The organism is Klebsiella sp. 28, from assembly GCF_018223905.1.
Taxonomy (GTDB): domain Bacteria; phylum Pseudomonadota; class Gammaproteobacteria; order Enterobacterales; family Enterobacteriaceae; genus Klebsiella; species Klebsiella pneumoniae.
The window spans coordinates 1-5781 of the sequence record NZ_JAGRQY010000241.1; the positions used below are offsets into that span (position 1 = coordinate 1).

Here is a 5781-nt window from a genome sequence, read left to right on the forward strand (position 1 = left end):
CTGGCGAGCGCAGTTTGATATCGGCGCCGAACGTCCGGCGCTGACCCTCAGCGACGACGCCCCGCGCTGGCAGCGCCTGCAGGGTCCGAATCTGTGGCCTGCCGCCCTGCCGTCGCTTAAACCGGTATTACTTCACTGGCAACAGCAAATGACCCAGGTGGGCATCCGCCTGCTGCGCGCCTTTGCCGAAGCCCTGCAGCTCCCGGAGAATGCTTTCGATCAGCTCTACGGCGACAAACCCAACGAGCATATCAAACTGATCCGCTACCCCGGCCAGCAGGAGACCCAAAGCAGCCAGGGCGTCGGCGCCCATAAAGATTCGGGGTTTCTCAGCTTCCTGCTGCAGGACGAGCAGAAAGGACTGCAGGTAGAGGTCGCGCCTGGAGAATGGATCGACGCCGTGCCGCTGGCCGGCAGCTTTGTGGTCAATATTGGCGAACTGCTGGAGCTGGCGACCAACGGGTATTTGCGCGCTACCGTCCATCGTGTGGTGTCGCCGCCGGCGCAGCAGCAGCGCCTCTCCATCGCCTTCTTCCTCGGCGCCCAGCTTGACGCGGTGGTGCCGGTTTACACCCTGCCGCCCGAGCTGGCGCGTGAAGCGCGAGGGCCGGACAGCGACCCGCACAATCCGCTGCTGCGAGATGTCGGCTGGAATTATCTCAAGGGCCGTCTGCGTTCCCATCCGGACGTGGCGGAACGCTACTATCAGGACGTGTTTCGCGAACGCGCCGAGCAATTGATCGTTTAACCATAACTAAAAAGGAACACATCATGAAATATGCCGCTTTTAAACTGGCAGGAGTCGCACTGTCTCTTTCTCTGGCATGGACGTCTGCCCAGGCTGCCGCGCTGCGCGTCGCCGCGGACCCGGTTCCCCACGCGGAGATCCTCAACTACATCAAAAAAATTGATCCCAGCCTCGATCTGAAGGTGGTGGAGCTGACCAGCGGGGTCAACGCCAATGAACTGCTGGCCAGTGGCGATGTGGATGCCAACTACTTCCAGCATGTTCCCTATCTGAAGGATCAGGAAAAAGCGCTGGGTAAAACCTTTGCCGTCGCGGCCACGGTGCATATTGAGCCGCTGGGAATTTACTCGCATAAGCATAAAGATTTCTCATCACTGCCGGAAAACGCCACCGTGGCGGTGCCGAATAACACCACCAACCTGAGCCGGGCGCTGTTCCTGCTGCAGGCGCAGAAGCTTATTAAGCTGGACCCTAAATTTACCGACCCGGCCACCACCCTGGCGACGCCGAAGGATATTGTCGAGAACCCGAAACACCTGAAGATTCTGGAGATTGAATCGCCGCAGATCCCGCGCTCCCTCGACGATGTCGACCTGGCGGTGATTAACGGTAACTACGCGCTGGAAGCCGGCCTGGTGCCAGCGAAGGATGCCCTGGGGCTGGAAAGCGCCGAGCATAACCCGTACGCCAATATTCTGGTGACCACCCCAGCCCTGGCGAATGACCCGCGCATTAAGGCGCTGGCGAAAGATCTGACGTCACCGCAGGTGGCGGAGTTTATCCGTAAAACCTACAACGGCTCGGTGATCCCGGTGGCCCCTCAGTCATGATAACCATCGAAGGGCTGAGCAAAACCTACGCCGGAACCGGCCGACCGGCGCTGAACGATATCGCGTTGCAGATACCGAAAGGGGCAATATACGGCATTCTCGGGCGCAGTGGCGCCGGCAAAAGTACGCTCATCCGCTGTCTCAATTTACTGGAGCGGCCCACCTCGGGCCGCATTCTGGTGAACGGACAGGATATTACCCAGTTGAACAAGGCGGCGTTGCGGGATTATCGCCTGCGCACCGGGATGATTTTCCAGCACTTCAATCTGCTGCATGCCCGCACCGTCGCTGACAACATCGCGGTGCCGCTGGAGATTGCCGGAGTGCCGAGGGCCGCTCGCGAGGCCCGGGTGCGCGAACTGCTGGAGCTGGTGGATCTCAGCGAAAAGGCCGCTGCTTTCCCGTCACAGCTTTCCGGCGGGCAAAAGCAGCGCGTCGGCATCGCCCGGGCGCTGGCCGCCCGGCCGGAAGTGCTGCTGTGCGATGAGGCGACCAGTGCGCTGGATCCCGAGACCACCGCCTCGGTGCTGGCCCTGCTGGCGGATATTAACCAGCGCCTCAATCTGACCATTGTGCTGATTACGCACCAGCTGGAGGTGGTGAAAACCATCTGTGACCACGCGGCGCTGCTGGAACAGGGCGAGATTGTCGAAAGCGGTAAACTCGCCGACCTGCTGGTGACCCCATGGTCGCGGCTGCGCCAGTCGCTGCTGCACGACCCGCAGGCTGAACAGGAATTTCTTACCCGCCACGGCGTTCAGGGGAGGCCATTATGCGGAGTAGCATGAGCTGGGAAGATTTGTGGCCGTTATTACTCGACGGCACGCTGGATACGCTTTATATGGTGGGCCTGGCGGCCCTGTTTACCGTGCTGATCGGGCTGCCCACCGGCGTGCTGTTATTTATTTCCCGCGCCAACGGGCTGGCGCCGATGCCGAAACTGAACGCGCTGTTAGGCGCGGTGATCAACATCGGCAGGTCGCTGCCGTTTATCGTACTGCTGATCGCCCTGATCCCCTTTACCCGGCTGATCGTCGGCACCACGCTGGGCAGCACCGCCGCCATCGTGCCGGTAACCATCGGCGCCTTTCCATTCTTTGCCCGTCTGACGGAAAACGCGCTCGACGAGGTGGACTACGGGAGAATTGAAGCCATTCTGTCGATGGGCGGCAACGTCTGGCACGTCATTTTTAAATCCCTGCTGCCGGAAGCCCTGCCAACGCTGCTGGCCGGGATCACGCTGACCATCGTGATGCTGATTGGTTTCTCCTCCATGGCCGGTGTGATCGGCGGCGGTGGACTCGGCGACCTCGCCATCCGCTACGGCTATCAGCGGTTTAATAATGAAGTCATGTTTGGCACAGTGCTGATCCTGGTGGCGATGGTCCAGGGGGTGCAAATGGCCGGCGATCGGCTGGTGCGCCGCCTGGCCCACCGCCGCTAGCCGTCAGTCATTAGTTCCAGCCGCTCTCTGCCGCCAGCTGACGAACCAGACTGGCGGCGTCACACTCGCGGATCAACCCCACCCCCTGCCCGGCCCAGTGGGCGCCATACTCATGGACGCCCTGGGCTTTCGCGGCGGCGGCCAGTGCTTTGCCGATATCATACGCCAGCGGATAATCCGGCACGGCGCTCGCCGGATAGCCTTCCCCCAGCGCACAGAAGGCATTCGCCAGACAGCGTGCCGGACGCCCGGATATCGCGGAGGTCAGCACCGTACGCCCGTCAAGGCTGTTGTGGATCGCCGCGCGATAGCCGGCGTCGGCGGCCGATTCCGGACACAGTAAAAACGCCGTACCGAGCTGTACGCCCTGCACCCCCAACTGCATCACGCTGGCGATCCCCGCTCCGTCCATGATGCCCCCGGCGGCCACCACCGGGATGGTTAGTCGACGCCGCAGAAGTTGCACCAGGGTGAAGGTGCTCAGCTGCGCGTCAGGCGCCTGCGGAGCAAAGATCCCCCGGTGCCCGCCCGCCTCATAGCCCTGAGCGACCACCACGTCGATCCCCTGCTGTTCAATCAGCAGCGCCTCCTGGAGCGAGGTTGCCGTCGCCAGGGTAACGATCCCCTGCCGCCGCAGACGCTGGATCGTCTCACCTTCAGGAAGACCAAAATGAAAGCTCACCACCGCCGGCGACAGGTCGAGAAGCAGCTCCAGCATCGGCGCATGACCGACAAATGTCTGGTATATCTCGCTTAACGAATCCGGTGGCGTACTGCCATAGCGGGCAAAATGGGGACGTAATGTTGTTGCCCAGTCGGCTTCTCGCCGGGCGTCGCGCCGGGGCGGCGCATGGCAGAACAGATTGACATTGAACGGGCGGTCCGTCAGCTGGCGGGTGGCGACTATCATCGCTTCCGCCTGGGCAACGGTTGAAGCGCCCAGCCCCAGCGAGCCCAGCGCACCGGCATTACTTACCGCGGCAGCCAGCGCGGGGGTGGAGACGCCCGCCATCGGGGCCTGAATCAGGGGATAATCAATATCAAGAAGCGAAAGCAGCGGGTTGCTCATGGTTTCCTCATGCATTAACGATGCTGGAGGCTTACCATCTCCTTTAAAGATGGTAAGATCAACATTATTATCGTATTGAGAAGAAAAATATGAACCACAGCACACTCGAGATCTTCATTCAGGTGGCAGAAACGCAGAGCGTCACCCAGGCAGCAAAACGGCTGGGCCGCGCACAGTCCAATATCACGACCCGCATTCAGCAGCTGGAAGAGGAGCTTGCCGTTGAGCTCTTCGTTCGCGGCAACAAAAAAATGGTGTTGTCCCCGGCAGGCGTGCAGTTTCTCAGCTATGCCCGGCGGATCCTGAGCCTGGCGGAAGAGGCAAAGCAGGCTCTGCATCCGACAACCCCAGGCGGCAGTCTGCGTCTGGGCGCGATGGAGGCGACCGCCGCCAGCCGGCTGCCGCCGCTGCTTACCCGCTTCCAACAGCAGTGCCCACAGGTGGATATCACCCTCATCACCCAACCGACCCGCCAGTTAACCGAGGGGGTGTTAACCGCCGCCCTTGATGCCGCGCTGGTCTGCCTGCCGCCAGGGGCCGATGGGCAACCTGCCTGTCCCGACGAGCTGGCATTCACCCCGGTGTTTTATGAAACCCTGATGCTGGTCCGTCCGCAGACCCCGGGTCCGCTGCGGTTTGCGGCATTTGCCAGCGGCTGCAGCTACCGCGCGCTGGGAGAACGCTGGCTGGCGGAACAGCAGGCGGCCGTGGAGGTGCATGAGGTCAATTCCTATCACAGCATGCTTGCCTGCGTGGCGTCCGGGCGCTACGCCTGCCTGCTGCCGCAGAGCGTGCTGTCGCTGATGACGCTTCCCGAAAACTGCCTTAGCGAACCGCTGTGCGAGGCGACCACCCAGCTTATCTGGCGCAGCGGCTTGAGCGCCCCCGCCCTGAGCGAGTGGCGCAAGCTGCTGCAAAGCGTGGCGATTGGCTAAGCCTGGCGTTCGGTAAAGACCAGCCCTGCGGCAATCAGCAGCGCCAGCGCCGCGGCACAGAGCGCCGGGTTAAATGAAGCCGCGATCTGATACAGCGCGCCGGCGATAAGCGGCCCGGCAATCTGTCCCACACCGTACAGTGCAGTCATCGCGGCAATCATATTGAAGCTCACCTGATGGCTGAGACTTTTCGCCTTCGGTAGCGCAATGGTTACGGTGCCCATAAAGGTAAAGCCCACCAAAAGCGCGCTTAGCACGCAAAACAGCAATGAAGCGCTGCAGGCTGGAAGGATCACGCCAAGCGCCTGGACGAGCAGGTTGCGGGTCAGCGCTTGCCGGTATCCCCACTTTAGCACCAGCTTATGCCAGATGAGGCAGGACGGCGCGGCCGCCAGACCAAACAGCGCCCACAGATGGACCGGGTCAACGCTCTGCAGCGAACCGGACAGAAACAACGGCAGATAAGTGGCGGTGATGATATAGCCGAAGCCCGCCAGGCCGTAAACCATCAAGAGTCGCCACGCCGCGCGACGGGTATCGCTCCCGGACGCAGGCAGGGAGGTCTCAACATGGGAAGCCCGCACCAGTGCAGCCGGCGGAGTCAGCAGCCAACGGATCGCCAGCGCCAGCAGCAGACCGGCGCATAATGCGCAGAGCAGCCAGATCTGCTGGCTGGTGAGGCTCAGGGCATGTCCAAGGGCGATCCCCTCCGCGGAGATAAATATCCCCAGCCCCACCCCGGCATACAGCAACGG

Annotated in this window: 7 protein-coding genes; 5 read left to right on the forward strand and 2 right to left on the reverse strand. The window is 61.9% G+C overall.

Annotated features, from left to right (window positions below):
* The 4 genes from KHQ28_RS27305 to KHQ28_RS27320 all read left to right on the forward strand — a co-directional run.
* A partial coding sequence (locus tag KHQ28_RS27305) for an isopenicillin N synthase family oxygenase (RefSeq protein WP_211777760.1) occupies positions 1–748 on the forward strand: 748 nt, incomplete at its 5' end.
* Positions 749–771: 23 nt separating this feature from the next.
* Complete coding sequence (locus KHQ28_RS27310; protein WP_002904638.1) at positions 772–1578, forward strand: MetQ/NlpA family ABC transporter substrate-binding protein; 807 nt, start codon at positions 772–774, stop codon at positions 1576–1578.
* On the forward strand, positions 1575–2366 hold the full coding sequence (locus KHQ28_RS27315) for a methionine ABC transporter ATP-binding protein (protein ID WP_023342815.1): 792 nt from the start codon (positions 1575–1577) through the stop codon (positions 2364–2366). The genes KHQ28_RS27310 and KHQ28_RS27315 overlap by 4 nt, the downstream gene beginning before the upstream one ends.
* Positions 2363–3022, forward strand: coding sequence for a methionine ABC transporter permease (locus KHQ28_RS27320; protein ID WP_021440109.1), 660 nt, complete (start codon positions 2363–2365; stop codon positions 3020–3022). The genes KHQ28_RS27315 and KHQ28_RS27320 overlap by 4 nt, the downstream gene beginning before the upstream one ends.
* Positions 3023–3032: 10 nt before the next feature.
* On the opposite strand, the gene KHQ28_RS27325 is transcribed toward KHQ28_RS27320, so the two are convergent.
* Complete coding sequence (locus KHQ28_RS27325; RefSeq protein WP_077256751.1) at positions 3033–4106, reverse strand: nitronate monooxygenase family protein; 1074 nt, start codon at positions 4104–4106, stop codon at positions 3033–3035.
* Positions 4107–4180: 74 nt separating this feature from the next.
* On the opposite strand from KHQ28_RS27325, the gene KHQ28_RS27330 reads away from it, so the two are divergent.
* Positions 4181–5026 (forward strand): LysR family transcriptional regulator, encoded by an 846-nt coding sequence (locus KHQ28_RS27330; RefSeq protein WP_023283692.1) that lies wholly within the window; start codon positions 4181–4183, stop codon positions 5024–5026.
* Here the strand turns inward: KHQ28_RS27330 and KHQ28_RS27335 are convergent.
* The coding region (locus KHQ28_RS27335) for a YbfB/YjiJ family MFS transporter (protein ID WP_203168214.1) at positions 5023–5781 on the reverse strand (759 nt) is incomplete at its 5' end. The two genes, KHQ28_RS27330 and KHQ28_RS27335, sit on opposite strands and share 4 nt — an antisense overlap.